The sequence below is a fragment of the Kitasatospora acidiphila genome (genome assembly GCF_006636205.1).
GTDB lineage: Bacteria > Actinomycetota > Actinomycetes > Streptomycetales > Streptomycetaceae > Kitasatospora > Kitasatospora acidiphila.
The window spans coordinates 5334947-5359295 of sequence record NZ_VIGB01000003.1 but is presented as its reverse complement, the minus strand read 5'-3'; the positions used below and the strand labels follow the sequence as shown (position 1 = coordinate 5359295).

At 71.6% G+C, this 24349-nt stretch carries 21 protein-coding genes, 1 tRNA gene and 2 pseudogenes; 9 read left to right on the top strand and 15 right to left on the bottom strand.

The features are described from left to right. Nucleotides 1-10: 10 nt before the first annotated feature. The 5 genes and pseudogenes from kdpB to E6W39_RS25465 form a co-directional block, all read right to left on the bottom strand. Nucleotides 11-2120: pseudogene (gene kdpB / locus E6W39_RS25485) on the bottom strand (potassium-transporting ATPase subunit KdpB). Continuing rightward, the gene (gene kdpA / locus E6W39_RS25480) at nucleotides 2120-3781 is read right to left on the bottom strand and encodes a potassium-transporting ATPase subunit KdpA (RefSeq protein ID WP_141635516.1); all 1662 of its coding nucleotides are present in this window, start codon (nucleotides 3779-3781) and stop codon (nucleotides 2120-2122) included. Before kdpA ends, kdpB begins: the two are co-directional and overlap by 1 nt. Before the next feature lies 1 nt (nucleotide 3782). After that, complete coding sequence (gene kdpF, locus E6W39_RS25475; protein ID WP_141635515.1) at nucleotides 3783-3872, bottom strand: K(+)-transporting ATPase subunit F; 90 nt, start codon at nucleotides 3870-3872, stop codon at nucleotides 3783-3785. Nucleotides 3873-4420: 548 nt separating this feature from the next. Next, on the bottom strand, nucleotides 4421-6472 hold the full coding sequence (locus E6W39_RS25470; protein ID WP_141635514.1) for an APC family permease: 2052 nt from the start codon (nucleotides 6470-6472) through the stop codon (nucleotides 4421-4423). 286 nt (nucleotides 6473-6758) lie between these two features. Then, the gene (locus E6W39_RS25465) at nucleotides 6759-8621 is read right to left on the bottom strand and encodes an APC family permease (RefSeq protein WP_141635513.1); all 1863 of its coding nucleotides are present in this window, start codon (nucleotides 8619-8621) and stop codon (nucleotides 6759-6761) included. Nucleotides 8622-8833: 212 nt separating this feature from the next. Here E6W39_RS25465 and E6W39_RS25460 point away from each other — a divergent pair, with 212 nt between their 5' ends. Further along, a complete protein-coding gene (locus tag E6W39_RS25460) occupies nucleotides 8834-9295 on the top strand; it encodes a hypothetical protein (RefSeq protein WP_141635512.1) in 462 nt (153 codons plus the stop codon). Here E6W39_RS25460 and E6W39_RS25455 read toward each other — a convergent pair. The 3 genes from E6W39_RS25455 to E6W39_RS25445 all read right to left on the bottom strand — a co-directional run bounded on the left by E6W39_RS25455 (nucleotide 9285) and on the right by E6W39_RS25445 (nucleotide 10493). Next, nucleotides 9285-9725, bottom strand: a complete 441-nt coding sequence (locus E6W39_RS25455; protein ID WP_141635511.1) for a hypothetical protein — start codon at nucleotides 9723-9725, stop codon at nucleotides 9285-9287. The two genes, E6W39_RS25460 and E6W39_RS25455, sit on opposite strands and share 11 nt — an antisense overlap. A 3-nt stretch (nucleotides 9726-9728) precedes the next feature. Further along, nucleotides 9729-10223 (bottom strand): universal stress protein, encoded by a 495-nt coding sequence (locus E6W39_RS25450; protein WP_141637948.1) that lies wholly within the window; start codon nucleotides 10221-10223, stop codon nucleotides 9729-9731. A gap of 189 nt (nucleotides 10224-10412) precedes the next feature. After that, nucleotides 10413-10493 (bottom strand) — tRNA-Tyr (locus E6W39_RS25445). Between the two features lie 190 nt (nucleotides 10494-10683). Between E6W39_RS25445 and E6W39_RS25440 the strand changes: the two genes are divergently transcribed. Continuing rightward, on the top strand, nucleotides 10684-11172 hold the full coding sequence (locus E6W39_RS25440) for a YajQ family cyclic di-GMP-binding protein (RefSeq protein ID WP_141635510.1): 489 nt from the start codon (nucleotides 10684-10686) through the stop codon (nucleotides 11170-11172). A gap of 120 nt (nucleotides 11173-11292) precedes the next feature. On the opposite strand, the gene E6W39_RS25435 is transcribed toward E6W39_RS25440, so the two are convergent. Next, on the bottom strand, nucleotides 11293-12552 hold the full coding sequence (locus tag E6W39_RS25435) for an alpha/beta hydrolase (protein WP_141635509.1): 1260 nt from the start codon (nucleotides 12550-12552) through the stop codon (nucleotides 11293-11295). 98 nt (nucleotides 12553-12650) lie between these two features. Between E6W39_RS25435 and E6W39_RS25430 the strand changes: the two genes are divergently transcribed. The 4 genes from E6W39_RS25430 to mug all read left to right on the top strand — a co-directional run bounded on the left by E6W39_RS25430 (nucleotide 12651) and on the right by mug (nucleotide 15734). Further along, nucleotides 12651-13109, top strand: coding sequence for a MarR family winged helix-turn-helix transcriptional regulator (locus tag E6W39_RS25430; RefSeq protein WP_141635508.1), 459 nt, complete (start codon nucleotides 12651-12653; stop codon nucleotides 13107-13109). A gap of 83 nt (nucleotides 13110-13192) precedes the next feature. Further along, entirely contained in the window at nucleotides 13193-13873 is a 681-nt protein-coding gene (locus E6W39_RS25425) for an alpha/beta fold hydrolase (protein ID WP_141635507.1), read from the top strand. Between the two features lie 272 nt (nucleotides 13874-14145). Further along, a complete protein-coding gene (locus E6W39_RS25420; RefSeq protein WP_141635506.1) occupies nucleotides 14146-15180 on the top strand; it encodes a phosphatase PAP2 family protein in 1035 nt (344 codons plus the stop codon). Further along, nucleotides 15177-15734, top strand: a complete 558-nt coding sequence (gene mug / locus E6W39_RS25415) for a G/U mismatch-specific DNA glycosylase (RefSeq protein ID WP_141635505.1) — start codon at nucleotides 15177-15179, stop codon at nucleotides 15732-15734. Before E6W39_RS25420 ends, mug begins: the two co-directional genes overlap by 4 nt. 94 nt (nucleotides 15735-15828) lie before the next feature. Here mug and E6W39_RS25410 read toward each other — a convergent pair whose 3' ends face one another. Beyond that, complete coding sequence (locus E6W39_RS25410) at nucleotides 15829-17058, bottom strand: citrate synthase (RefSeq protein ID WP_141635504.1); 1230 nt, start codon at nucleotides 17056-17058, stop codon at nucleotides 15829-15831. A gap of 173 nt (nucleotides 17059-17231) precedes the next feature. On the opposite strand from E6W39_RS25410, the gene E6W39_RS25405 reads away from it, so the two are divergent. Then, nucleotides 17232-18395 carry a citrate synthase/methylcitrate synthase gene (locus tag E6W39_RS25405; protein ID WP_141635503.1) on the top strand — a complete coding sequence of 388 codons (1164 nt, stop codon included), beginning with the start codon at nucleotides 17232-17234 and terminating at the stop codon, nucleotides 18393-18395. A gap of 40 nt (nucleotides 18396-18435) precedes the next feature. On the opposite strand, the gene E6W39_RS25400 is transcribed toward E6W39_RS25405, so the two are convergent. Continuing rightward, nucleotides 18436-18840, bottom strand: coding sequence for a YccF domain-containing protein (locus E6W39_RS25400; protein ID WP_141635502.1), 405 nt, complete (start codon nucleotides 18838-18840; stop codon nucleotides 18436-18438). A 131-nt stretch (nucleotides 18841-18971) separates the two neighbouring features. Between E6W39_RS25400 and E6W39_RS25395 the strand changes: the two genes are divergently transcribed. Both E6W39_RS25395 and E6W39_RS25390 read left to right on the top strand, forming a co-directional pair. Then, nucleotides 18972-19787 (top strand): PP2C family protein-serine/threonine phosphatase, encoded by an 816-nt coding sequence (locus E6W39_RS25395; RefSeq protein ID WP_101381343.1) that lies wholly within the window; start codon nucleotides 18972-18974, stop codon nucleotides 19785-19787. A 54-nt stretch (nucleotides 19788-19841) separates the two neighbouring features. Continuing rightward, entirely contained in the window at nucleotides 19842-20858 is a 1017-nt protein-coding gene (locus tag E6W39_RS25390; RefSeq protein ID WP_181799446.1) for an MASE1 domain-containing protein, read from the top strand. Nucleotides 20859-20881: 23 nt separating this feature from the next. Here E6W39_RS25390 and E6W39_RS25385 read toward each other — a convergent pair whose 3' ends face one another. The 4 genes and pseudogenes from E6W39_RS25385 to E6W39_RS25370 form a co-directional block, all read right to left on the bottom strand. Continuing rightward, the gene (locus tag E6W39_RS25385) at nucleotides 20882-21328 is read right to left on the bottom strand and encodes a CehA/McbA family metallohydrolase domain-containing protein (protein WP_141635501.1); all 447 of its coding nucleotides are present in this window, start codon (nucleotides 21326-21328) and stop codon (nucleotides 20882-20884) included. A gap of 178 nt (nucleotides 21329-21506) precedes the next feature. Then, nucleotides 21507-21803: a YciI family protein gene (locus E6W39_RS25380; RefSeq protein ID WP_141635500.1), complete on the bottom strand. Its 297-nt coding sequence runs from the start codon at nucleotides 21801-21803 to the stop codon at nucleotides 21507-21509. Nucleotides 21804-21818: 15 nt separating this feature from the next. Continuing rightward, nucleotides 21819-22675: pseudogene (gene htpX, locus E6W39_RS25375) on the bottom strand (zinc metalloprotease HtpX). Nucleotides 22676-22816: 141 nt separating this feature from the next. Beyond that, nucleotides 22817-24346: an NADH-quinone oxidoreductase subunit N gene (locus E6W39_RS25370; RefSeq protein ID WP_228718357.1), complete on the bottom strand. Its 1530-nt coding sequence runs from the start codon at nucleotides 24344-24346 to the stop codon at nucleotides 22817-22819. Nucleotides 24347-24349: the final 3 nt, after the last annotated feature.

Genomic DNA, 24349 nt, shown 5'->3' with positions numbered 1-24349 from the left:
CTTCCGCTGCTCAGCGCAGGCCGGGGATGAACTGGACGATCAGGTCGATCGCCTTGATTCCGATGAACGGCACGATCAGGCCGCCGATCCCGTACACCCCGATGTTCCGGGCCAGCAGCGAACTGGCATTGGAGGGACGGTACTTGACACCGCGCAGGGCGAGCGGGATGAGCCCGATGATGACCAGCGCGTTGAAGATGATCGCCGAGGTGATCGCCGAGGTCGGGCTGTGCAGACCCATGATGTTCAGGTGCTTCAGACCGGGGTACACGCTGGCGAACATCGCGGGGATGATCGCGAAGTACTTGGCGACGTCGTTGGCGATCGAGAAGGTGGTCAACGCGCCGCGGGTGATCAGCAGTTGCTTGCCGATCTCGACGATCTCGATCAGCTTGGTGGGGTTGGAGTCCAGGTCCACCATGTTGCCGGCCTCCTTGGCCGCCATGGTGCCGGTGTTCATCGCCACGCCGACGTCGGCCTGGGCCAGGGCGGGGGCGTCATTGGTGCCGTCGCCGGTCATCGCGACCAGCTTGCCGCCCTCCTGCTCCTTCTTGATCAGGGCCATCTTGTCCTCGGGAGTGGCCTCGGCGAGGAAGTCGTCCACGCCGGCCTCGTCCGCGATCGCCTTGGCGGTCAGCGGGTTGTCACCCGTGATCATGATGGTCTTGATGCCCATCCGGCGCAGTTCGTCGAACCGCTCGCGCATGCCCTCCTTGACCACGTCCTTGAGGTAGATCACCCCGAGCACGCGGGCCGGCGCATCGGCGATCCTGATGGCGACCACCAGGGGGTGCCGCCGGCCGCGGAGATGCCGTCGACCAGCTGGGCGACGTCGGAGCCGACCGTGCCGGCGTTGTCGGTGACCCAGTTGGCCACCGAGCCGGCCGCGCCCTTGCGGACCTGGTGCAGGCCGTCGGCCTCCTCCAGGTCGACGCCGGACATGCGGGTCTGGGCGGTGAACGGCACCCAGGTGGCGTGCGTCAACTCGCCCTGCTCGCGGGCCCGCAGACCGTAGTCGGTCTTGGCGAGCACCACGATCGAGCGGCCCTCGGGGTCTCGTCGGCGAGGCTGGACAGCTGGGCGGCGTCGGCCAGTTCGTCCCGGGACACGCCTTCGGCGGGCAGGAACTCGGCGGCCTGGCGGTTGCCCAGGGTGATGGTGCCGGTCTTGTCCAGCAGCAGGGTGTTGACGTCACCGGCGGCCTCGACCGCCCGCCCGGACATGGCCAGCACGTTGCGCTGCACCAGGCGGTCCATGCCGGCGATGCCGATCGCGGAGAGCAGCGCGCCGATGGTGGTCGGGATCAGCGCCACGATCAGCGCGACCAGCACGATCATCGACTGCGGCGCACCGGCGTAGGTCGCCATCGGCTGCAGGGTGACCACGGCGACCAGGAAGACGATGGTCAGCGAGGCCAGCAGGATGTTGAGGGCGATCTCGTTGGGGGTCTTCTGCCGGGCCGCGCCCTCGACCAGGGCGATCATCCGGTCGATGAAGGACTTGCCGGGCTCGGTGGCGATCTTCACCACGATCTTGTCGGAGAGCACCTTGGTGCCACCGGTCACCGCGGAGCGGTCACCGCCCGACTCGCGGATCACCGGCGCGGATTCACCGGTGATCGCCGACTCGTCGACGGAGGCGACACCCTCGACCACGTCGCCGTCACCGGGGATGACCTGGCCGGCCTCGACGACCACGTGGTCGCCCAACTGGAGCTGGGTTCCCGGAACTTCTTCCTCGTCGTTGCTCGCCGGCCAGTTGACCAGGCGGCGGGCAACCGATTCGGTCTTGGCCTTGCGCAGCGTGTCGGCCTGGGCCTTGCCGCGGCCCTCGGCCACCGCCTCGGCCAGGTTGGCGAAGATCGTGGTGAGCCACAGCCAGATGGTGATCGCCCAGGCGAAGACCGAGGGGTGGGCGCACGCCGACACGGTGGTGACCACCGAGCCGACCTCGACCACGAACATCACCGGGTTCTTGAACATCACCCGGGGGTCGAGCTTCTTCACCGCGTCCGGCAGCGACTTGACGATCAGCTTCGGGTCCAGCAGGCCGCTGGACGCTCTGTGCGGTGCGGGGGCCGTCCCCTGTTCGGCCGGTGCGGGAGTGAGTGTGGTGGACATCAGTGCAGACCTTCCGCGATCGGCCCCAGAGCCAGGGCCGGGAAGTAGGTGAGGCCGACGACGATCAGGACGACGCCCGAGAGCAGACCGACGAAGAGCGGCTTGTGGGTGGGCAGGGTGCCGGCGGACGCCGGGACCGGCTGCTGCTTGGCGAGCGAGCCCGCCAGCGCCAGCACGAAGATGATCGGCAGGAACCGGCCGAGCACCATCGCCAGGCCCAGCGCGGTGTCCCACCAGGGCGAGATGACGGTCAGGCCGCCGAACGCGGAGCCGTTGTTGTTGGCCGCCGAGGTGAAGGCGTACAGCACCTCGGAGAAGCCGTGCGCCCCGGTGTTGCCCATGTTGGCCCGCTCACCGCCCAGCGCCATCGCCACACCGGTGCCGATCAGCACGATGGCCGGGGTGGTCAGGATGTAGAGGGAGGCGAACTTCATCTCCCGCCCGCCCAGCTTCTTGCCCAGGTATTCGGGGGTGCGCCCGACCATCAGGCCGGCGACGAAGACCGCCACGATGGCCAGGATCAGCATGCCGTACAGGCCGGAGCCGGTACCGCCGGGCGCGATCTCGCCGAGCATCATGTCGAAGATCGTCACGCCGCCGCCGCCCGGGGTCAGCGAGTCGTGCGCGGCGTCCACCGCACCGGTGGAGGTGAGCGTGGTGGAGGAGGCGAACAGAGCGGAGGCCCACGGGCCGAAACGCTCCTCCTTGCCCTCCATCGCCGCGCCGGCCGCCTTGAGCGCGGTGCCGGCCGGGTGGGTCTCGAAGAACGTCAGCAGGGCGGCCGAGGCCGTCCAGAACAGGGCCATCACCGAGACGATCGCGTAGCCCTGGCGGTGGTCGCCGACCATCTTGCCGAAGGTGCGGGGCAGCGAGAACGAGATCACCAGCAGCAGGAAGATCTCCAGCCAGTTGGTGAAGCCGTTCGGGTTCTCGAACGGGTGGGCCGAGTTGGCGCCGAAGAAGCCGCCGCCGTTGGTGCCCAGTTCCTTGATGACCTCCTGGGAGGCCACCGGGCCGCCCGGGATCGACTGGGTGTCGCCGCCCAGGGTGGTGAGGTCGTGGAAGCCGTGGAAGTTCTGGATCACGCCGTTGGCGACCAGGACGATCGCGAAGACGATCGACAGCGGCAGCAGCAGGCGCAGGCAGATCCGGGTCAGGTCGACCCAGAAGTTGCCGACCCGGTCGGTCTTGGAGCGGGTGAAGCCGCGGATCAGCGTGGCGACCACCGCGATGCCCACGGCGGCGGAGACGAAGTTCTGCACCGCCAGGCCGGCCATCTGCACCAGGTGGCCCATGGTGGACTCGCCGCTGTAGTCCTGCCAGTTGGTGTTGGTCACGAACGAGATGGCGGTGTTCCAGGCACTGTGCTCGTTGACCGCCTTGAAGCCCAGGCTGAGCATCAGGTGGCTCTGCAGGCGCATGAAGCCGTAGAGGAACAGCACCGAGACGGCCGAGAAGGCCAGCACCGAGCGCAGGTAGGCGGTCCAGCGCTGGTCGGCATCGCCGTCCACGCCGACCAGCTTGTAGAGGCCGCGCTCGACTCTGAGGTGCTTGGCGGTGGTCAGGAGCTTGGCGATGTAGTCGCCGAGCGGTCGGTAGCACAGGGCCAGCGCACCCACCAGGGCGAGCGCCTGCAGCCACCCAGCAAGAGTGGAACTCATGTCAGAACTTCTCCGGGTGGATCAGCGCCACGACGAGATAGCCGATGAGCGCGACTGCGATGATCAGACCTGCGATGTTCTCGCCACTCATGCGCCCGCCTCGCTTCGCTCGGCGAGCGCTTCGCGGCACACGCACCTCTGGATGGTTCGTTCGCTGCGCTCACTCACAGCTTCTCCACCCCCTTGGCGATCAGAGCGAGGACGGCGAACACGAGGACCGTGAGGCCGACGAAGACGAGATCGAGCATGAGCTCCACCAGTTGCTTCAGGAACGTTGCCGTGGGCGGCCCCAGGGCTCCGCACGACGCCGGTGGGCTACCGGCTCCAGTAGCAAACCGTCTGTTTCGCGCCCCCCAGCGGTTATTGACGCCCTCCATACGGGCGGCTCCGTCATGTTGACGGCCCCCATACGGCTCTTGACGCGCTCCATACGCCGCCGTGACCGCCGCGTTAGCGCGCCCGAAACGGGTGCGGGCCCGCCGGCGGCAGCGCGGCGCGGGCAGGCCCACCAGCGGCAGCGCGGCGCGGGCAGGCCCACCAGCGGCACCGCGACGCGGCGCGGGCCCGCCGACGGCAGCGGGCCCCGGAGCGAAGTTCGCTCCGGGGCCCGCTGCGCCACTGCGCCGCTGCGGCGGTGTGTCAGGCGTGCTCGGGTGCCTCGATCGGCTGCCGGCGCTTGCCGTTCTTGTTGTTCAGCGGCTCACCGCGGCGCACCGCGCCCGGGCCGCGCCGGGCCGGGTGGTCCGCCTTCGGCGCGGAGGACAGCTGCCAGGGCACGCTGATCACCATCACGCCGGGGGTGAAGAGCAGCCGGCTCTTCAGCCACAGCGCCGACTGGTTGTGCAGGAAGTGCTCCCACCAGTGGCCGACCACGTACTCCGGGATGAAGACCGCGACCGCGTCCCGCGGGCTGGTGCGGCGCACCGAGCGGACGTAGGCGACGACCGGCTTGGTGATCTCGCGGTACGGCGAGTCCAGCACCTTGAGCGGCACCCGGACGTCGAACTCCTGCCACTGCTCCTTGAGTTCCTCGGTGTCCTCCTTCTCCACCGAGACCGTGACCGCCTCCAGGGTGTCCGGGCGGAACGCCTCGGCGTACCCCAGGGCCCGCAGGGTCGGCTTGTGGAGCTTGGAGACCAGCACGATGCCGTGCACCTTGGACGGGCGGACCGAGTCGGCCTGCGGGTCGTCCACGGTCAGTTCGTCAGCGACCGAGTCGTAGTGCTTGCGTATGCCCCGCATCATCACGAAGAGCACGATCGCGGCCAGCACCGCCAGCCAGGCGCCCTCCATGAACTTGGTGGCCATCACGATCACGAAGACCAGGCCGGTGGTGCAGGCACCGAAGGCGTTGATCACCCGGGAGCGCTGGGCGCCGGCCCGCACCTTGGGGTCGGTCTCGGTGCTCAGCACCTCGTTCCAGTGCCGGACCATGCCGATCTGGGAGAGCGTGAAGGAGGTGAAGACGCCCAGGATGTAGAGGTGGATCAGGTTGTCCACATTGGCCTTGTAGAACCACAGCAGCAGGATGTTCACCACGGCCAGCGCGATGATGCCGTTGGAGAACGCCAGGCGGTCGCCGCGGGTGTGGAACTGCCGGGGCAGGTAGCGGTGCTGGGCCAGGATCGAGCCGAGCAGCGGGAACCCGTTGAAGGCGGTGTTGGCGGCCAGGATCAGCACCAGCGCGGTGGCGGCCTGGATGAAGTAGAAGAGCGGGCTGTGGTCGCCACCGAAGATCGACGAGGCGAGCTGGGCGATCACGGTGGGCTGCGAGGCCGTGTGGCAGTCGCCCTGGAAGCCGACCAACTGGCAGGTGTCGTTGGTCTTGTGCACCTTGGCGACCAGCGCCAGCACGGTGATGCCGATGAACATCACCACGGCGGTGATGCCCATCCAGGACATCGTAGTGGCGGCGTTCTTGGACTTCGGGGCCCGGAACGCCGGCACGCCGTTGGAGATCGCCTCGACGCCGGTGAGCGCGGTGCAACCGGAGGCGAAGGCCTTCAGACCCAGCATGATCAGCGCCACGCCGGCCAGCGTGCCGTTGTGGTCGGTCGGGATGATCGCGTACTTGGCGCTCTCGGCCACCGGGGCGTGTCCGAAGGCCATCTTGATGAAGCCGGTGGCCACCATCAGCAGGATGCCGAAGATGAACATGTAGGTCGGCGCGGCGAACGCCTTGCCGGACTCCCGCACCCCGCGCAGGTTCATCGCGGCCAGCAGCGCCACGAAGCTGCAGGCCATCACGACCCGGTAGTCACCGAGCCCGGGGAACGCCGAGATGATGTTGTCCACGCCGGAGGCGACCGACACCGCGACGGTCATCACGTAGTCGACCATCAGCGAGGCGGCCACCACCAGACCGGCCTTGGCGCCGAGGTTGCGCGTCACCACCTCGTAGGAGCCGCCGCCGCCCGGGTAGGCGTGCACCACCTGGCGGTAGGAGAGGACCACCACGGCCATCAGTGCCACGACGCCGAGGGCGACCCATGGCGTCAGGTAGAGGAAAGCGGTGCCGCCGACGGTGAGCACCAGCAGGATCTCCTCGGTGGCGTAGGCCACCGAGGAGAGCGGGTCGGACGCGAAGATCGGCAGCGCCAGGCGCTTGGGGAGCAGGGTCTCGCCCAGCTCCTCGCTGCGCATGGCCTTGCCGATCACGAGGCGCTTGAGCGCCGAGGGCACATTGAACACATCCGGGAGCGTATGCGGCCTGGGCGTAAAGGCAATGGGCGATCCACGGCGCCCCCAGACGCCGTCCGGCCCGGCCCGTCGGAGAGTTTCCGCAGGCCAGGCCGGGTGCGAGTGACTGAGAGCGGGCTGCACGGGGGACGTTAAGAGCCGGTGTTAAGAGCCCGTCAAAATACTCAGCTGTTATCTCATCTATACGCTAATCGTGACGTTTGGGCTCCGTTTCTAGGGCCAGACCGCGCTGCGGGCCTTACAAGCTCAGGTATCCGAGGCTCTGCGCACCGCAGGCTCACATGTGCAGCCGCAGCCGGCAGACCACCGCGTCGGTGTGCCGGCGCAGCGCCCGGTCGATCAGCACCCCGCGCTGGTTCTGCAGCGCCCGCTGCCACAGCCGTACCGGCTCCACCTCGGCGATCAGCACCGTCACGCGCTCGGCGGTCAGCCCCTGCACGAAGCCGACCAGCGGCCGGCCGAGCCGCCGGTGCGCATCCGCCACCTCGACCAGCGGCACCCCCGGCTGCCACAGCTCCCAGTCCCGGCGCAGCGCCTGGATGGCCTGCGCATCCTCGGCATCCGGGTCGGTGGGCACCACGGTGACCGCCAGCACCTCGTCGCCCAGCGACATCGCGGCGGCCAGCGCCTCCCGGGTCAGCCGGGAGATCGAGTGGACCGGGACCACCACGGTGGAGCGCCGCCGGACCACCGGACCGGGGATCCGGCCCAGCTCCAGCCGCTCGCCGATCCGGCCGTACGCCCGGTGCACCGCCTCGAAGACCAGCACCAGCACCGGCAGCGCGACCACCACGCCCCAGGCACCCTCGGTGAACTTGGTGCCGGTCACCACCAGGGTGGCCACCCCGGTCAGCACCGCGCCGAAGCCGTTGAGCGCCGCCTTGCCGCGCCAACCGGCACCGCGCTCCAGCCGCCAGTGCCTGACCATGCCGACCTGGCAGATGGTGAAGCCGACGAAGACGCCGATCGAGAACAGCGGCACCAGGCTGTTCACATCGCCGCCGGAGGCCACCAGCAGCCCGGCCGAGACCAGCGCCAGGAAGAGCACGCCGTGCCGGTGCACCTGGTGGTCGGCGCGCAGCGCGAAGACGTGCGGCAGGTGGTTGTCCCGGGCCAGCAGCCGCATCAGCACCGGCAGGCCGCCGAACGAGGTGTTGGCGGCCAGCGCCAGCAGCACCACGGTGGCGAACTGCACCAGGTAGAACCCGAAGCCGTGCCCCAGCGAGGCGTCGGCCAGCTGCGCCAGCAGCGTGACCCCGTCCACCGGCCGCAGGTGGAACCGGCCGATCAGCACCGCGAGACCGATCAGCATCACGCCGAGCAGCGCGCCCAGCGCGACCTCGGTGTGCTGGGCCCGCTTCGCCCGGGGAGCCCGGAAGCTCGGCACCGCGTTGGCCACCGCCTCCACCCCGGTCAGCGCCGAGCAGCCGGACGCGAAGGCCTTGAGCAGCAGCAGCGCGCCGACCCCGGTGGCGTTCTGCGCCACCACCGAGGCGTGGCCGGCCGCCGCCGCGGTGCTGGCCGGGTGGGAGCGGAACAGGCCGACCACGATGATCGCCATGATCGACAGCACGAAGACCGCGGTCGGCGCCATGAACCAGCGGGCCGACTCGGCGATCCCGCGCAGGTTCACAGCGGTCACCAGCACCAGCACGGCGAGGCAGAGCAGCACCCGGTGCGGATAGAGCCCCGGGAAGGCCGAGGTCAGCGCCGCCACGCCGGCCGTCACGCTGACCGCGACATTGAGGATGTAATCGATCACCAGCGAGGCCGCGGCGGTCAGCGCGGTGCGCCGGCCCAGGTGGGTCTTGGCCACCGCGTAGGAGCCGCCGCCGTCCGGGAAGGCCGCGATCACCTGGCGGTAGGAGGCGGTGAGCACCGCGAGCAGCACCGCGATCGCGATGGTGACCGGGAGCGTGAAGCCCAACCCGTAGCTGCCGGCCGCGGCCAGCACCAGGACGATGGACTCCGGTCCGTAGGCCACCGAGGCCATCGCGTCCAGCGAGAGGGCGGCGAGTCCGCCGAGCGCGGTCAGCTTGTCCCGGTCATGACGCTTGTCCTGTCCGCTCGGTGACGCGGCCTCGGGTTCAGGCGGATCGGTCGGCTCGGCGGCCTGGGCGGCCTGGGGAGGCAGTGGCATCGCGGTGGTCCTTAACGCTCGGTGCGCCGGGCTGGCGCTCGATGCATCGTCCCCAGGCGACCGGTGCCGGGCCGGCGATCCATACGCGTTCGATACGCCATCAGGGGGATCCCTGACGCGCCGTTCACGCGAGGTGGATCCATTTCGAGGCGGCGTGCGTCTGACCGGGGTCCAGGCTGTGGAAGACGAGCGGGAAGGCAGGCGAGGCGGTCATGCGCAGAGGGCTTCTGGCCGGTGTGGCGGTACTTGGGGTAGCAGTGGCGGTCGCGGGGTGCGGGTCGGGCGCGACCAAGGCCACCACGCCGGGCGGCGCGATCAGCGTCTCCGCGTCCCCCGGCACGGCGGAGCTCCGGCTGACGGACAGCGCCAACAACACCACCGTGCACGCCACCGTCGGGCAGACGGTCGTGATCGCCCTCGGCAGCAGCTACTGGTCCGAGGTCACCAGCTCGGCGCCGCAGCTCCTCCAGCGGGTCGCCCAGTCCCACCCGATGACCAGCAGCAGCCCGTCGTTCTGCCCGCCCGGCGGCGGCTGCGGGGCGCAACCCAGCAGCTTCGTCGCCAAGGCCGCGGGCAGCGCCCGGTTGACGGCCGATCGGCACGTCTGCGGGGAGGCCATGGCCTGCAGCCCCGACCAGCGCACCTTCACGGTCACCGTGGAGATCACCGGCTGACGCCCCATGAGCCGACCGGCCCCGCCCCGCCCGGGTGGTGCTCCACCCGGATCCGGCGGCGCGGCAGCGTGCCCGGCAGCGCCGCGAGCAGCGCCGCCCCGGTCAGCAGCCCGATCCGGCCCAGCTCCACCCCGGCACCCGCCCACACCACGGTGGCGAACCGGTGGACGGCGAACCCGTTGTAGAAGAGCCACCCCACCCCGCCGACCACCGGCGCCGCGGCCGGCCGGGCGAGGGCCCCGAGCAGCGCGCAGAGCACCGCGAAGGCCCCCAGCGCGAACCAACCGGCCCGCAACTCCCCCACCACGGCGAGCCCGGCGGCCAGCGCCGCCCCCGCGGGCACCGCGAGCGCGCCCGCCATCGACACCGCCAACCGGTCCACCACCGGGTGGAACAACCGCCCACCGGGCCGGACTTGATACATCCGCACGGCTCAGTACCCGACGTGCGCGAGCGCGAGCCGCCGGGTCAACCGGTCCAACTCCCGCTGCAGCTCGGGCCGTGGCACGGTGAGCACCGGGCAGCCCGCCTGCCGCTGGCAGTACCGCGCCACCGACGGCCACAGCCGCCGCCACCATCGGCGCCCGCCCGCCCCGATCACCAGCAGGTCGTCCGGCCGGTCCGCCGCCGCGACCAGCGCCGCCCCCGGCTCGCCCCGCACCGCCACGCAGCTCAGCGGCACCCCGACGCCGCCGGTCGGAAACGCCTGCGCCATCGCCTCCCGCAACCGCTGCACCGCCGCGTCCCGGCAGGTGGACAGCAGCGGCGGGCAGGGCGCCCGGCGGAAGCCGTACTCCCCGCCCGGCGGCGTCCACACCAGCACCACCAGCAGCTCCGCCTCGGCCTGCCGCGCCAGCCCCACCGCCCGGTGCAGCGCGGCCAGGCTGCCGAGCGACCCGCTGACCCCCGCGACGATCCGCCCGCCCATCGCCCGCACCCCTTCGTCCGCCGGCTCCTCCTCCCCCAGCCAACCGGACCCCGCACCCCGCACCCCCGCCCTTGACGCTTCCCTGACGCCCCCACCCACCGTCCCAACGCACCCCTGACACCCAGCCAGCGCAAAACGAAAAGCGGCCCCCGATCCACTCAGTGGATCGGGGGCCGCTTCGCTATCCAGTGGCTGGTGCAGGGTTCGAACCTGCGTAGCTTGCGCGACAGATTTACAGTCTGCTCCCTTTGGCCGCTCGGGCAACCAGCCAGGATGTTTGCCTCCCGGGGTCTTGCCCCGTTCGACTGGGTAAACGATACCTGATGACAGGGGGTGCTCCGCCACTCGGTTGGTCACGTGATGATCAAGGCCGGTGGGCGGGGTGGCGCTGGATAGGCTGTGGGCTCGTGAAGACCCCGCAGTGGCGGGGAAAGGCACCGAGTCAAGGAGACGACGACAGATGGCCGACTCCAGTTTCGACATCGTCTCGAAGGTCGACAGGATGGAGGTCGACAACGCGATCAACCAGGCTGGCCGGGAGATCGCCACCCGCTACGACTTCAAGAACGTCGGGGCCTCCATCGCCTGGTCGGGCGAGAAGATCGAGCTGAAGGCGGACGGCGAGGAGCGGGTCAAGGCCATCCTCGACGTCTTCCAGAGCAAGCTGGTGGCACGCAAGGTCTCGCTCAAGGCGCTGGACGCGGGCGAGCCGCAGTTGTCCGGCAAGGAGTACAAGATCTTCGCGACCATCAAGGAGGGCATCTCCCAGGAGAACGCCAAGAAGATCTCGAAGATCATCCGGGACGAGGGCCCCAAGGGCGTGAAGGCCCAGATCCAGGGCGAGGAGCTGCGCGTCTCCTCGAAGAGCCGGGACGACCTGCAGGCCGTGCAGGCGCTGCTCCGCGACAAGGACCTGGACTTCGCGGTGCAGTACGTGAACTACCGCTAGCAAACCGCTCCGCCATACGGAGACGCTGGCCGCCCGACCCGGGAGGGCAGGACGAAGGCACCGCACCGAGGAGAACCTCGCTCGCCGCCTTCGTCCTGCCCTCCCGGCTCACCATGGGAGCTACGCGCCGCGCCGGACCTCGGCAAGGTGCGTCGGGGCGGCGCCGAGCCACCAGGCGGGGTCGGCGCTGTGGTCGGTGGTGCGGCCGTCGCGGTGCACGTAGTGCCGCACGTCCCGCCCGGGGGTGCCGAACTCGCCGTCGAGGGCCCGCTCCAGCCATTCGGCACCGAACCGGAAGGCCTCGGCCGCCACTCCCCCGAGGGGGTGGAACTCGTCCTCGTAGACCCGCAGTTCCTTGGGTGCGCGGACCTTCTCGAAGTTTGCCAGCGCCTGGCCGAGGTCGGTGAGCTCGTCGAACTCGCCGATGCCGTACAGCACCGGGCAGGCGATCTCGGCGACCAGGTCGCCGAGTGGCATCTGCAGGGTCAGGTCCCGGTCGAAGGCGTCCTCGTCCGTGTACCCGGACATGTACATGTAGTTGTTCTTGAACGTCGGCTGGGCGCGCTCGAAGATGGTCGTGAAGTCGCCCGTGACGGCCTCGAAAGCGGCCAGCGCGGCCAGGCGGCGGTCGGTGGCCGCGGCTCGCGAGCCCCAGTAGCCGCTCATCGAGATGCCGAACATGCCGATCCGGTCCGCGTCGACCTCCGGCAGCCCGGCCAAGTAGTCGAGGTAACGGCCGATCGCCCGCTCGTAGTTGGTCAGGTCGACGGTGAGTCCGCCGGCCCGGCTCTCGCCCTGGCCCGGCCCCTCGATGGACAGCGCGACCATCCCCCGGGAGGTGTAGTAGCGCTCGGCGGCCCAGATGTAGTCCTCCTTGATCATGTCCATCCCCGGGCCGAGGATGACGGCCGGCGCGTTCTCGACCTCGCCGGCCGGCAGGTGCAGCAGCGCGTGGATGCTCCCGCCCTCGAAGTCCAGCACCACCCGGCGGACCCGGTCGTCGCGCAGCGCACCCAGGCGGGCCACGCAGTGGTCGGTGCGTTCGCGCATGGCCGCCTTGCGGGGGTCGGCGGCATCGAAGATCGAGTACTGGGCGCGACCCCACATCACCGCGGCCCGCAGGTAGAGGTCGGCAGCGGTCTGCGCGAATCCACCCCGATCGTGGTGCGCGGCGCGCTGCTCGGCCTGGGCGGCCACCGTCGCCCACGCCTTGGGCAGCATCGCACCGCTCTTGACCAGCGCGAAGACCTTCGCGAAGTCGGTGTGGTCGTGACCGAGCTGCTCCATCGTCCCGACGGCCTCGGGGTGCAGCGCGTCGAAGCCACCCTGAGCGAGGGCGATGTCCAGCGCCCAGCTCTGGCCTGCCGAACGGATCGTCATGACGGTTCCTCCCTGGAGACAGGATTTCAATAAGTACTTAGCTATTAAGTACTTAGGCTAATCTGGTGTCAAGTCGACCGACGCGAGGAGCACCGAGCATGACCGAGCCGCCGCTCACCCCCGACCGCGCCCAGGCGCTCGATCGGCTGGCCCGGGCCGCCTACCGACTCAGTGCCGCGGACGCACGGCTGCGCGGACGCGCCACCCGCACCCCCGGAGCCCTGTCCCTCACGCACGCCCGAGCTCTGCGCACCCTGGCCGAGCAGGGGCCGCTGACCATCGGTCAACTCGCGGCCGGCACCGAGACCACCGGCGCCGCCACCACCCAACTGGTCAACGGACTGGTCACGGCGGGCTACGTCACTCGCGAGCGCGCGCCCGAGGACAAGCGGTCCGTGCTGGTCGCCCTCACCGAGGCCGGGTGGTCGCGGCACCACCAGCGCCAGCAAGTGCTGGGCGAAGCCCTGCACACCGACCTGGCCGACTACGACGACGCCGCCCTCGACAGCGCCGCCCAGGTGCTGCAACGACTGTCCGCCGTCTATGACCGGCTGTGAGACACCTGCACAGCCGGGTCGAGCTCGACATCGACCGTTTCTCCGAAGCCTCATAACCCCAACTCATCGACAGGAGAGACCAGATGGCGACGTTCGTGCTGGTGCACGGGGCGTGGCACGGCGGCTGGTGCTGGCGCCGGGTGGCCGATCGGCTGCGGGCGGCCGGGCACCGGGTGTTCACGCCGACGCTGACCGGGCTGGGTGAGCGGGCGCATCTGCGGTCGGCCGGGACCGGGCTGTCGACGCATGTCGCTGACGTGTGCGGAGTGCTCCGGTACGAGGAGCTGCGGGACGTGGTGCTGGTGGGCCACAGTTACGCGGGGTTCGTGGTGCGCGAGGCCGCGGACCGGATGCCCGAGCGGGTGGGGCGGCTGGTGATGGTGGACGCCTGGGCGGGGCGGGACGGCGAGTCGTTCTACGACCGGGCCCCGGAGCGGTTCCGGCAGTGGCTCGATGCGGCCACCGAGGGCGAGGTGCTGCGGGTGCCGAACCCGGCCGCGGTCGGGGTGACCGACCCGGCGACGGCGGCCTGGCTGGAGCCGCTGCTGACCCCGCAGCCGCGGCGTACCTTCAGCGAGCCGACCCGGCTCACCGGTGCGGTCGAGGAGATCCCGTGCCGGGCGGTCCTGTGCGTGCCGGCCCGGCTGCCGTTCGCCGCGACGGCCACCGAGTTCGGCTGGGAGCAGGTGGAGCTGGCCACGGGGCACGACGCGATGCTGACCGCCCCTGAGGAGCTGGCCCGGCTGCTGCTCGAATCGCTCTGAGCCACCATGGCCCGCCCCATCGAATGTAAAGACTGAGCAAAGGTGCGGTCATGCCGTAGTGAAAGGCCGGCGGGCTATTTCCGCGTCAGCTGTGAGTTTATGAGAGTTCGGTGTGTGCCTGTCGAGGAGGCGGCCGCCCCGGTGCGGGCCCGGGCGGCGCCTGGGGCCGAAGGCCGGCGGATGCGGAAGGCGCATGCTCAGTAAATATTAAAAATAGAGCATTAGGTTGACCCGGCTTGCCCCACCAGCATCTCTCGAAGGGGACGCCACCGGTGACCAGCCTGCTCGAGTCAGCACGTCCTGCCCCCGACCGCCGCACCCGGACGGCGCTGCTGGGGCGGCTCCGGCACGTCAGACACCTGCGGTGGCTAGCCTGGCCGACGTACTTCTGGCTGTTCTGGCACTGCTACCAGCTGTACGGGCTGCCGTTCCAGAACGACCTGGTGTTCTGCTGGCTGATGGGCGCGCTGATCGCCGCCTGCCTGCACAGCGGGCACTGGTTCGGCTGGCTGAAGGTACTGCGCGACTGGGTGCCGGTGATGGCCGCCGTCTATGCGTACTCCTTGCTGCGCGGCTACGGCGCGCACACCCCGTGGAAGGTGCACTGGGCACCCCAGCTGGCCTTCGACAAGGCGGTCGGCTTCGGGCAGGTGTGGTCCGTCCGACTGCAGCACTGGCTGTACACCCCGGGCCATCCGCACTGGTACGACTACCTCTGCACGGCCGTCTACATGTCGCACTTCTTCGCGGTCTTCGTGGTGATGGCCTGGCTGTGGAAGCGGCGGCACGACCGGTTCACCCGCCTGGTCGCGCTCTACCTGGCCCTGACCTTCGCCGCCTTCGCCACCTATGTGCTCTACCCGGCCGACCCGCCGTGGCTGACCGCACAGAACGGGCACCTGCCGCAGCTGACCCGGGTGGTCTCGGACGTGCTCACCCAGTCGGGCCTGCCCCGGGCCGGCTCGATCTTCGAGAACGGCAGCCGGTTCGACAACGACGTGGCCGCGATGCCCTCGCTGCACGCCGCCTACCCGATGCTGCTGGCACTGTTCTTCTGGCCCACCGCCGGCCGCAAACTGCGGGTGCTGCTGGCGCTCTATCCGCTGGCGATGGCGTTCACCCTGGTGTACGGCGCCGAGCACTTCGTGATCGACATCCTGTTCGGCTGGACGTACGCGGCCGTCGTGGTGCTGGGCCTGGGCCGGCTGCTGGACCGCCGGGCCGCCCGTCGCGCGCTCCGCAGTACGGCCCGCGAATCGGCCCTCGCGACCGGCGCCGGTCTGGCGGATAGCAGACTGGCCGGGTGACCACTCCTCCGCCGCGCCCCACACCCACCGAGCTCGCCGCCGCCCAGGACCGCACCATCCCCGATGTGACCGGCCCCGGACTTCGGGTGCTGTTCTGCGGCATCAACCCGGGCCTGTGGTCCGGCGCCACCGGACACCACTTCGCCCGGCCCGGCAACCGGTTCTGGCCGGCGTTGCACCGCTCCGGCTTCACCCCGCGCCAGCTGGCCCCGCACGAGCAGGACCAGCTGCCGGCGCTGGGCCTGGGCATCACCAATGTGGTCGCCCGGGCCTCGGCCAAGGCCGACGAGCTGAGCCGCGAGGAACTGCGCGCCGGAGGCGAGGCGCTGCGCGAGCGGGTGGCGGGGCTGCGGCCGCGGGTGCTGGCCGTCCTCGGCATCGGCGCCTACCGCACCGCCTTCGGGCAGCCGAAGGCGGTGATCGGGCGGCAGGCCGAGCGGCTGGGCGACACCGAGGTGTGGGCGCTGCCCAACCCCAGCGGACTGAACGCGCACTACACCCTGGACGCGCTGGCCGACGAGTTCCGCACGCTGCGCGAGGCCGTCGAGCGCTAGCTGTACTGACCCGTGAGCCAGGCGCCAGCCGCCGGCCGTCGGAGCGCCAGTCGCCAGAAGCGGCAGTAGCCAGCGCGCCAGCCGCCGGCGCGCGTCAGCCCGCCTGCGGGCGCGGCCCGGTGTAGCTGCCCCGGGCCCGCATCCGCAGCGGCTCCTCGCGGTACTCCTCCACCGCGTGGGCCAGCCAGCCCGGCGTACGGGCCACCGCGAAGACCACCTCGCCGGCCTCCGACGGCAGGTCGGCGGCCAGGGCCAGCGCGGCCAGCGCCAGATCGATGTTGGCCCGCAGCGCCGGCCGGCCCGCCGGGCCCGCGGCCGCCTCCACCTCGGCGACGGCCGCCACCACGCGTGCCCCGCCGTCCAGCCGGCCCACCGCGTCCAGCAGCGCCACGGCCCGGGGGTCGCCCTCCGGGTAGAGCCGGTGACCCAGCCCCGGAATCGGCCGGCCGGTGCGCAGGTAGTCGGAGACCACCGGCACGGCGCCGCCGGCCAGCACCTCGCCGAGCATCCGGTGCGCCAGCGAGCTGGCCGCGCCGTGCAGCGGGCCGTCGGTGGCGCCGAGCCCGGCGGAGACCACCGCATACGGATGGGCGCGCGCCGAGGCCGCCACCCGCGCGGCCACGGTGGACACCGCCAGCTCGTGGTCGAGCAGCAGCACCAGGGCGCGGTCCAGGCAGGCCAGCGCCTCGGGCCCGGGCGCGGCGGACGCCAGCCGACTCCACAGCCGCGCCGCCAGCGGGGCGTCCGGGCCGGGGTCGGGCCCGGTGCGCGGCAGCGCCTCCACCATCCCGGCGATCAGCGCCGCCCCGGCCGCCAGCACGGTCTGCTCGCGCAGATCGAAGCGGAGCGGGTCGAGCGCGGCGGCGACGGTGGCCGAGATCCGCAGCCGGTCGGGCAGCCGGATCCCGGCGGGCAGTGCGGCGGCGGCCCGGGCCAGCGCCTCGGCGGTGGCGGGCGGCACCCGCAGCGTCACCGGGGCGTCGCCACCCAGCCCCCACAGCCAGCCGATCCCCGCCTCGAAGCCGTGCCGGGCGGCCAGCTCGACGGCGTCCCGGCCGCGGTAGTAGAGCCGGCCGTCCTCGATCAGGGTCAGCCCGGTGTGCACCGTGACCGGTTCGCCGGCCGGCGGCCGCACCGGGGTGCGGCGGCCGCGGGTGGCCAGCTCGGCCACCTCGCGGGCGTCGAAGGTGCTGCCCTTGCCGCCCGGGGCCCGCTCGCTGCTGAGCTGGCCGCGGCTGGCGTAGGCGTACACCGTCTCCACCTTGACGCCGAGCTGCTCGGCGACCTGCTGGGTGGTCAGCCGTTCGCTGCGGATCTCGGCCATGGACCCCTCGTCCTCCTCAGCGCGCCCGACGATTCAGCGCGCCGTGATGATTCACCGCGCCTTGATGACGACTCGCAGTATTCCACATTGATTTCAATCAACATTGACAATGTAGATCAATGCTCGGAGAGTACAGAACGTCAACCGGAGTACCCAAGAGGAGGGCTGCCACCATGCCGAGCACCACCGAGATCGAGGTCCCGCGCGGCCTCAAGGGCGTCGTGGTCACCGAGACCGAACTCAGCGACGTCCGCGGGCTGGAGGGCTTCTACCACTACCGCCAGTACTCGGCGATCGACCTCGCCGAGCGGTGCACCCTGGAGGACGTCTGGTATCTGATGCTGCTCGGCGACCTGCCCGACGAGGCCCGCCGCGCCGCCTTCCTGGCCCGCACCGCGCCGCTGCGCCGCCTGCCCGACGCGCTGCGCCCGCTGCTGCCCGCGCTGGCCGCGAGCACCGCGGACGGCGGTCCGCTCGCCGCCCTGGGCGCCGCGCTCTCGGTCGCCGCCGCCGACCGCGGCATCCGGCCGCTCTACGACACCGCGCCCGAACAGCGGCTCGAGGACGCGCTGTTCGCCGCCGCGCTGGTGCCCACCATCCTGACCGCGCTGCACCGGCTGCAGCACGGCGAGCAGCCGATAGAGCCGCGCGACGACCTCGGCTACGCGGCCAACTACCTCTACATGCTCACCGGCGAGGAGCCGGAGCCGGCCAAGGCCCGGGCGATCGAGCGCTACCTGATCTCCACGGTGGACCACGGCTTCAACGCCTCCACCTTCACCGCCCGGGTGATCGCCTCCACCGGCGCCGACCTGGTGGCCTGCCTGGTCGGCGGCCTGGGCGCGCTCTCCGGGCCGCTGCACGGCGGCGCGCCGAGCCGGGCGCTGGACACCCTGGACGAGATCGGCACCCCGGACCGGATCGACGGCTGGATCCGGGAGCACGTCCTGGCCGGCGACCGGATCATGGGCTTCGGCCACCCGGTCTACCGCACCGAGGACCCGCGGTCCCGGATGCTGCGCGGGGTCGCGGAGTCGTTCGGCGGCGAGCTGGTCGACTTCGCCGTCGCCGTGGAGGCCCGGGTGGAGGCGATCCTGGCCGAGCTGAAGCCGGGCCGCGAGCTCCACACCAACGTGGAGTTCTACGCCGGCGTGGTGATGCACCTGTGCGGTCTGCCCAGGGAGATGTTCACCCCCACCTTCGCCGCGGCCCGGGTGATCGGCTGGAGCGCCAACATCCTGGAGCAGGCCGCCGACTCCAAGATCATCCGTCCGGCCGCCCGCTACACCGGCCCGGCCGCCCCGCAGCCGCTGCCGCTGCCGCTGCCGACGGCCTGACGACCGGGCCCCAGCGACGGCGAACGCCCCGTGCTCGGCCTCAGCGCGCGGCGAACGCCCCGTGCTCGGTGCTGACGACCTCGCGGCCGAACGGGGTCAGCGAGATCGGGATCATCTTCAGGTTCGCCCAGCCGAACGGGATCCCGATGATCGACAGGAAGAGCGGAATGCTGGTGACCAGGTGCCCCAGCGCCAGCCACCAGCCCGCGAGCACCAGCCAGATCACGTTCCCCACGCAGGACGGCGCCCCCGCGTCCGCCCGCACCACCGTGGTCCGCCCGAACGGCCAGAGCATGAACCCCGCCAGGCGGAACGAGGCAACACCGAAGGGAATGGTGATGATCAACACGCAGCACAGGATCCCGGCAAGCACATAGAGCAGCGCCATCCAGAAGCCGCAGAACACCAGCCAGATGACATTGAGCAGGAAGTTGACCAGCTTCATACCCCCACCCTCGCACGCGCCGGGGCCGCGCGGACCGGTTTCGGCGGCGAGTCCCGCTCAGGCGGCCGTCACCCGGGCAGCGGACATACGCTGGCTCTGACCACCCCGCCCCGCCCGCCGTCGGAGGGTCGATGAGCCGACGCCGCCCCGCCAGCCACCCGAGCGCCGACGATCTGCTGACCGAGCTCGGTCGGCTTACCGCGCAGGCGCTGGAGCAGGCCGAGCTGCAGCAGGCCCGGGTGGAGCTGGCCGAGGCGCTGCAGCGGGAGCTGCTGCCGTCCGCGCTGCCGCAGCTGCCCGGGCTGCGGGCGGCCGCCCGGTACGCGCCGGCCCGGCACGGCCTGAGCATCGGCGGTGACTGGTACGACGGCTTCCGGCTGCCGGACGGCTCGGTCGCGTTCTCGCTGGGTGACGTCCAGGGCCATGACGTGGAGGCGGCGGCCTTCATGGGCCAGGTCCGGGTCGGGCTGCGGGCCGTGGCGACCATGGCCGCCGACCCGGGCGAGGTCCTCGACCGGGCCAACGACCTGCTGATATCGCTGGACAGCCGGCTCTTCGCCACCTGCAGCTTCCTGCGCTACGACCCGACCAACCGGGATCTGGCGCACGCCCGGGCCGGGCACGTGCCGCCGGTCTGGGCGAACACCGACGGCCGCTGGGGGCACTGCACCGACGAGGGCGGCCCGCCGCTCGGCGTGCTGCCCGGCGAGAAGTACCCGGTGACCCACCACCGGCTGGCCGGGAGCGGGGTCTTCGTGCTGGTCACCGACGGGGTGATCGAGGGGCCCGCGTTCCCGATCGAGGCGGGCCTGGACCGGGTGGCGGCCGTGCTGCGGGCGCGGGTGGCGGACGAGCCCGGCGAGCTGGCCACCGAGCTGCTGCGGGTGGCCGACCTGACCGGGCACACCGACGACGCCGCCGTGCTGGTGCTGCGCTACGACGACTAGCGCCGCCGCGGGCCGCGCGTGTCACACCCGCCATCGCCGCCCGGACGTAGTCTGATGACTGCTGTGCCGCCGATCACCGTGCCCAGCTACCGCGACCTTCGCCAGCCGGCCGTGACCGCCGTGCGCCTGCTCGCGGTGGCCGCGGTCTACCTCGCCGCCGGCCGGCTGGGCCTGCTGCTGCAGGTGGTGGTCGCCGGGGCGAAGGTCACCCCGCTCTGGCCGCCGACCGGGATCGCCGTCACCTGCCTGCTGCTGTTCGGGCTCGGCATGTGGCCGGGCGTGGCGCTGGGCGCCTTCCTGGTGATCATCACCAGCGGCCCGCCGCACCTGGGCTCCATCGGCATCGTGGCCGGGAACACCCTGGCTCCGGTGGCCGCCTGCCTGATGCTGCACCGGGCCGGGTTCCGGATCGAGCTGGACCGGCTGCGCGACGGGGTGGCGCTGGTCTTCCTGGGCGCGTTCGGCGGGATGCTGATCAGCTCCAGCGTCGGCACGGCCTCGCTGATCCTCGACGGTTCGCTGCCGGCCGAGGACTTCTGGTCCACCTGGTCGGCCTGGTGGACCGGCGACGCGATGGGCGTGCTGGTGTTCACCCCGCTGCTGCTGGCGCTGCGCACCGTGCGGCTGCCCACCGCACCGGGGCCGTGGGACTGGGTGGAGCCGACCCTGCTGCTGGCCGGCACCGCCGCCGTCACCGTGATCGCCACCTCCACCACGCTGAGCCTGCTCTTCCTGGTCTTTCCGTTCCTGATCTGGGCCGCGCTGCGGTTCCAGCTGCTCGGCGCGGCACCCTGCGTCCTGCTGGTCTCGGTGCTCACCGTCGCGGCGGCCACCGACCACGCCGGGCCGTTCGGCCACCACGGGCTGGTCGCCGACATGGTGATGCTGCAGCTGCTCAACGGCTGTGCCGCGCTCACCGGGCTGCTGCTGTCCGCGATCATCGCCGAGCAGCGCAACACCTACCAGCGGATCGAGCAGGCCTGCATCCAACTGGCCGAGGTGGTGCACCGGCTGGCCCCGAGCGAGGCCACGGCCGGCTTGCTGCCGCCCGAGGACGGCAGCCGGCGGTAGCCCGCGAGCCCGCGGCCACGGGGCTACGAGGCCGCGAGCACGATCGGGTTGGTCAGCGCCGCCATCGGCCCCCACGGCAGGCTCCGCCCCATGGTGTTGCCCCGGCCCGGCGAGCCGTCGGCGTGGGGGCATCCCCGGCCGAAGGCTGGGGGAGGGTGCCGCACCTCGGCGCGCACATAGCTCGCCAGTGAGGCGGTGGTGCGCCAGGTGGCCGTTCCGGAGCCGTCCGCGCCCAGCGACTCCTGGTGCAGCTGCCCCTCGTCGGTGAGGAGGCGCACGGTGCCGTGCGGCACCCCGGAGACGGTCAGCCGCACGTCCACCGGCGCGTCGGCGGGCACGCTGAGCCGCTCCCCGATGCCGACCTGCCGGCCCTGCCCGGTGGCGGTGAAGTCCATCGCCACCGCGGACGACTCGGCCAGCCGTGCGCAGCAGCGCCCGGCGGTCCGGATCCCCGAAATGATGCTGCCCAACAGTGTGTTGGCAGGTCTCATTGGCGCACACGGCGGTCCCTCCATCGTGACTGACGACGACCTGTCAGCGCGCTGCCTACCCCGCCCGGTGAACCCGCGGGATGGCTCGGGCGGACGGGACGGGATCGCCGGGTGACCGTTTCAGCCTGGGGGCACCTCCCGGCCGGAGGCTGGGGGGCTACGCCACCGGCTCGCGCAGCGCCTCCAGGCCCGGCGCGGTCATGGTCGCAGTGAACTCCACCACCTGGTACTCGGTGACCTGGGCCCGGTGGAAGGGGTCGGTGGCGAGCACCGCGTCCAGCGCGGCCCGGTCGGCGGCGCGGGCCAGCAGCACCCCGCCGGTGCGCGGCACCCGGCGGCCGGAGGCCAGCAGGGTGCCCGCCGCGTACTGCTGCTCCAGCCAGGAGACGTGCTCGGGCAGCAACTCGTCGATGATGTCCAGCGGCACGGTGTAGGTCAGGGTCACGATGAACACGGCGGACTCCATGGGTCAGCGGCCGGCCATCCGCTCCAGCCGATCGATGCGCTCGCGCATCGGGGGTGGGTGGAGAACAGCCGGGATCCGGCCTCCCCCGGGCGGAACGGGCTAGCGATCATCATATGACTGGCCGTCTGGATCCGGGGCTCGGGCGGCAGCGGCAGCCGCTGGGTGCCGACCTCCAGCTTGCGCAGCGCGCTGGCCAGGGCCAGCGGGTCGCCGGTGATCCGGGCTCCGTCGGCGTCGGCCTGGTACTCCCGGGAGCGGCTGACGGCCAGTTGGATCAGGGTGGCGGCGATCGGACCCAGGATCATGATGGCGAGCATGCCGAAGAGCCCGGGTCCGTTGTCGTCCTCGTCGCGGCCGAACGGGATCAACCAGGCGAAATTCACCAGGAACATGATCACCGAGGCCAGCGCTCCGGCCACCGACGAGATCAGGATGTCGCGGTTGTAGACATGGCTGAGTTCATGGCCGATCACCCCGCGCAGCTCCCGCTCGTCCAGCAGCTGCAGGATGCCGTCGGTGCAGCAGACCGCGGCGTTGCGCGGGTTGCGGCCGGTGGCGAAGGCGTTCGGGGCGGGGGTCGGCGAGATGTACAGCCGGGGCATCGGCTGCCGGGCCGAGGTGGAGAGCTCGCGGACGATCCGGTAGAGCCCGGGCGCCTCGATCTCGCTGACCGGGCGGGCCCGCATGGCGCGCAGCGCCATCTTGTCGCTGTTCCAGTAGGCGAAGCCGTTGGTGGCGAGCGCCACCGCCAGGCCGATCAGCAGCCCGTTCCGTCCGAAGAAGCTGCCGATCACCAGGATCAGGGCCGACAGGGTGCCGAGCAGCACGGCCGTTCTGAGTCCGTTGTGGTGGCGGTGCACGGCAGCCCCTCCAAATGGTGCGGTGGGAAGCCCTCTGTCTCATCCCTCGGTCATACCGACAACGGAGGAGATCAGGGCCCGGGTTCCCTTCCTCGCATGTGGGGGGCCGGATCGCACGCAGAGCATCCGCCACCTGGCGGCTCAGAACAGGCTGCCGCTCACCACCTGGAGCACCAGCTGGGGGGCGACGGAGAGCACCACCGCGCCTGCGGCGGTCAGGCCCAGGGTGGCGGCCAGCGGCGCCGGAGCCCGGGTCGGCTCGACTGCCTGGCCGGGCGCGAAGAGCTTCGCCAGCCACAGCAGGTAGTAGTAGAGCGCGATCACCACGTTGACGGCCATGATGACGGCGAGCCAGCCCAGGCCGGCGTTCACCGCCGCCTGGAAGACCACCACCTTGCCGAACAGACCCACCACGCCCGGCGGCAGCCCGGCCAGGCAGAGCAGGAAGAAGGCCAGCGCCAGCGCGGCCCCGCGGTTCCGGGCGAACAGGCCTCGGTAGTCGTCCAGCCGGTTGGCGGGGCTGGTCCGGGCGACCAGCGCGGCCACGCCGAAGGCGCCCAGGTTGACCAGCCCGTAGATCAGCGCGTAGGCGAGGGTCGCGCCCAGCGGGTGCGGGGTGCCCGCGTAGCCGGCCGCCGCCAGCGGCACCAGCAGATAGCCGGCCTGCGCCACCGAGGACCAGGCCAGCAGCCGCACCGCACCCTGCGCCGAGTCGGAGCGCTGGCGCAGCGCGGCGGTGTTCCCGGCCGTCATGGTCACCGCCGCCAGCACCGCGAGCAGCAGACCCCAGGTGTGTCCGTAGGGCCGCAGGCCGATGCTGGTGACCAGCGCCAGACCGGCGAACCCGGCCGCCTTGCCGACCACCGAGAGGTAGCCGGCGACCGGGATCGGGGCGCCCGCGTAGGTGTCCGGCACCCAGAAGTGGAACGGCACCGCGGCCACCTTGAAGGCGAAGCCCACCAGCGCCAGCATGGCCCCGGCCTCGGCCAGCGGCTTCAGCCGCCCCGGCAGCTGGGTCAGGCCGTGGGCCACCGCGTCCAGTTGCAGGCTGCCGGTGGCCGCGTAGAGGAAGCCGACGCCGAGCAGCATCACCGCCGTCGCGGTGACCGAGGAGAGGAAGAACTTCAGCGCCGCCTCACCGCCGCGGGCGTCCCGCTTGAGCGCGACCAGCGCGAAGGACGGCAGCGAGACCACCTCCAGCGCCACCACCAGGGTCGCCAGGTCCCGGGCGGCGGGCAGCAGCGCCGCCCCGGCCGCGCTGCTGAGCAGCAGGAACCAGTACTCACCGGCCGGCAGCCGGTCGTCGGCCACCGTGCTGAGCGACAGCAGCGCGGCGATCAGCGCACCGCCGAGCGCCAGCAGCTGGAAGGCCAGCGCGAAGTGGTCGGCCGTGTAGGAGCAGCCGGCGCCGGGGAAGCAGAAGGTCGACCTGGTCCGGCCGGTCAGCGGCAGCAGCGCCACCAGCGAGCCGACCAGGCCCAGCACGGTCAGCGGGCCGAGCAGCCGCTTGCGGGCCTCGGGCAGCAGCAGGTCGGCGAGCAGCACCAGCAGCGCGGCCGCCGCGGCGATCAGCGGCGGGGCGATCGCCACCCAGTCGACCGACTGGATCAGCGAGCCGGCGTGCGGCAGGGCGAGGTCCATCAGATGAGTGCCCATCGGCTGAGTCGTCATCGG

What these genes read in the sequence shown, in the direction of transcription:
- kdpA (WP_141635516.1), bottom strand. Translation starts at nt 3,781, where the DNA reads ATGAGTTCCACTCTTGCTGGGTGGCTGCAGGCGCTCGCCCTGGTGGGT.
- kdpF (WP_141635515.1), bottom strand. Translation starts at nt 3,872, where the DNA reads ATGAGTGGCGAGAACATCGCAGGTCTGATCATCGCAGTCGCGCTCATC.
- E6W39_RS25465 (WP_141635513.1), bottom strand. Translation starts at nt 8,621, where the DNA reads ATGCCACTGCCTCCCCAGGCCGCCCAGGCCGCCGAGCCGACCGATCCG.
- E6W39_RS25460 (WP_141635512.1), top strand. Translation starts at nt 8,834, where the DNA reads ATGCGCAGAGGGCTTCTGGCCGGTGTGGCGGTACTTGGGGTAGCAGTG.
- E6W39_RS25450 (WP_141637948.1), bottom strand. Translation starts at nt 10,223, where the DNA reads ATGGGCGGGCGGATCGTCGCGGGGGTCAGCGGGTCGCTCGGCAGCCTG.
- E6W39_RS25440 (WP_141635510.1), top strand. Translation starts at nt 10,684, where the DNA reads ATGGCCGACTCCAGTTTCGACATCGTCTCGAAGGTCGACAGGATGGAG.
- E6W39_RS25435 (WP_141635509.1), bottom strand. Translation starts at nt 12,552, where the DNA reads ATGACGATCCGTTCGGCAGGCCAGAGCTGGGCGCTGGACATCGCCCTC.
- E6W39_RS25430 (WP_141635508.1), top strand. Translation starts at nt 12,651, where the DNA reads ATGACCGAGCCGCCGCTCACCCCCGACCGCGCCCAGGCGCTCGATCGG.
- E6W39_RS25425 (WP_141635507.1), top strand. Translation starts at nt 13,193, where the DNA reads ATGGCGACGTTCGTGCTGGTGCACGGGGCGTGGCACGGCGGCTGGTGC.
- E6W39_RS25410 (WP_141635504.1), bottom strand. Translation starts at nt 17,058, where the DNA reads ATGGCCGAGATCCGCAGCGAACGGCTGACCACCCAGCAGGTCGCCGAG.
- E6W39_RS25405 (WP_141635503.1), top strand. Translation starts at nt 17,232, where the DNA reads ATGCCGAGCACCACCGAGATCGAGGTCCCGCGCGGCCTCAAGGGCGTC.
- E6W39_RS25400 (WP_141635502.1), bottom strand. Translation starts at nt 18,840, where the DNA reads ATGAAGCTGGTCAACTTCCTGCTCAATGTCATCTGGCTGGTGTTCTGC.
- E6W39_RS25395 (WP_101381343.1), top strand. Translation starts at nt 18,972, where the DNA reads ATGAGCCGACGCCGCCCCGCCAGCCACCCGAGCGCCGACGATCTGCTG.
- E6W39_RS25390 (WP_181799446.1), top strand. Translation starts at nt 19,842, where the DNA reads ATGACTGCTGTGCCGCCGATCACCGTGCCCAGCTACCGCGACCTTCGC.
- E6W39_RS25370 (WP_228718357.1), bottom strand. Translation starts at nt 24,346, where the DNA reads ATGACGACTCAGCCGATGGGCACTCATCTGATGGACCTCGCCCTGCCG.